Here is a 1,833-nt window from a genome sequence, read left to right as displayed (position 1 = left end):
AACACATTCTGCCAAAGTAGTGCTAGGTCCTCTCTGCCGACTGCGCCTCGATCGCCTGCACGGCGACATCAGCGACCTGCCGCAGCGCTTCCCGATCCGCGCCTGAGGACGCCATCACGCCCATGCCGACGGAGACAGCCGAGACATAACGTGCGAGCGCGGCGGGATCTGACGTTGGCTTGAGATCGCCTTCGGCCTTGGCGCGGACGAAACGGTCGCGGAGCTGGTCTTCGTTCTGGGCGCGGCGGGCGGCGAGCTCGAAGGGGACGTTCTCGGAACCGGTGCCGCAGGCGATGCCGCCCTGCACCAGCAGGCAGCCGGGTGGATTGGCGGGATCGGTCTGCTTGTCGGCGATACCCATCAACATCCGTTCGGTGACGGCGCGGGCGGTCGGTGCTGCCACGACCTCATCCATCCAGATGTTGCGCAGCTTGGTGTAGCGGTCGAGCGCGGCCTTCAGCAGGCCTTCCTTGTTGCCGAAGCAGGCGTAGAGACTGGGCGGGTTGATGCCCATGGCCTCGGTGAGTTGGGCAATGGTCGCGCCCTCATAGCCATGACGCCAAAACACTTCCATCGCCTGGTCCAACGCCATTTCAGCGTCGAATTCGCGGGGGCGTCCCATGCCCATGTGCCTGTCTCCTCGGACTTCGCGTTCTGCCGGAGGCTTAACGCCAAATCCTAACTATTTGTTCTAATTCTACTTTCCCGGGGCCTTCCAAATCTTGCGGTATGCCGCTACAATTTTCTTAGTGAATGGTACATAAGTATCTTGCACTGCGGTATCCAGCTCCACATCTGTAGTGAACACTACATATCTGGAGCGCGCAAATGCACCCCTCCCAAAATACCTCCCGCACCGGCCGTTTCCGCCGCCTTCTGGGTGGCGCCGCCGTCGTGGGCGCCCTTGCCGCAGCCGGCTCGATTGCGACCGGCCGCTACTTTCACGCGGCGCAAGCGACGACACCGGCCGCCGCGGCCGAACAAGCCGTTTCCGTCACCGTCGCGACGATCGAGCCAAGGCAGACCGTGCTGTGGGACGACTTCTCCGGCCGGCTGGAGGCCATCAACCGCGTCGAGCTCCGCCCGCGCGTCGCGGGTGCGATCCTGTCGGCGAACTTCACCGAAGGCGCGCTGGTGAAGGCCGGCGACGTGCTGTTCAAGATCGATCCCGCCCCTTATGCGGCCGAGGTCGACAAGGCTGCGGCCCAGCTCGAGGCAGCGAAAGCGCGCGTCGTGTTCACCCAGAGCGAGCTCGAACGCGGCGCGCAGCTCGTCGGCAACGCCGTCGTGACGCGGCGCGACTACGATCAGCGCGACAACGCCAATCGCGAAGCGATCGCCAATCTGAAGGCGGCCGAGGCGACGCTCCAGACCGCAACGCTCAATCTCGACTACACCGAGGTGCGTGCGCCCGTGGACGGCCGCGTCGGCAAGATCGAGGTCACCGTCGGCAATCTCGTTGCCGCCGGCACCGCGTCCCCGGTGCTGACCTCGCTGGTCTCGGTCAATCCGATCTATGCCTCTTTCGACGCGGATGAGGAGGTCGTGCTGCGCGCGCTGAACTCGATCGCGGATGCCTCCGGCAGGCGCGGCAAGCTCGACCAGATCCCGGTCGAGATGACGACGTCGGGCGGCCTCTCGGCGAAGGGTCACATCCAGCTCATCGACAACCAGGTCAACGGCCAGAGCGGGACCATCCGTGTCCGCGCCGTATTCCGCAACGATGACGGGCGGCTCATCCCCGGTCAGTTCGCCCGCGTACGCATGGGCCAGCCGAAGCAGCAGGCGCTGGTCATGATCGACGAGCGCGCGATCGGCACCGACCAGGACAAG

General features: G+C 65.0%; 2 protein-coding genes. One reads left to right on the top strand and one right to left on the bottom strand.

The window, feature by feature from the left end; translation table 11 throughout:
- Positions 1-22 precede the first annotated feature (22 nt).
- A complete protein-coding gene (locus IC50_RS35215) occupies positions 23-628 on the bottom strand; it encodes a TetR/AcrR family transcriptional regulator (RefSeq protein ID WP_035715948.1) in 606 nt (201 codons plus the stop codon).
- Positions 629-828: 200 nt separating this feature from the next.
- Here IC50_RS35215 and IC50_RS35210 point away from each other — a divergent pair.
- On the top strand, positions 829-1,833 hold a 1,005-nt coding region (locus IC50_RS35210), incomplete at its 3' end, for an efflux RND transporter periplasmic adaptor subunit (RefSeq protein ID WP_035715946.1).

The sequence above is a fragment of the Bradyrhizobium genomosp. I (2014) genome (assembly GCF_000261685.1).
In the GTDB taxonomy this organism is placed as follows: Bacteria; Pseudomonadota; Alphaproteobacteria; order Rhizobiales; family Xanthobacteraceae; genus Bradyrhizobium.
The sequence above is the reverse complement of the archived record's forward strand: the minus strand, read 5'-3'. Positions and strand labels throughout refer to the sequence as shown.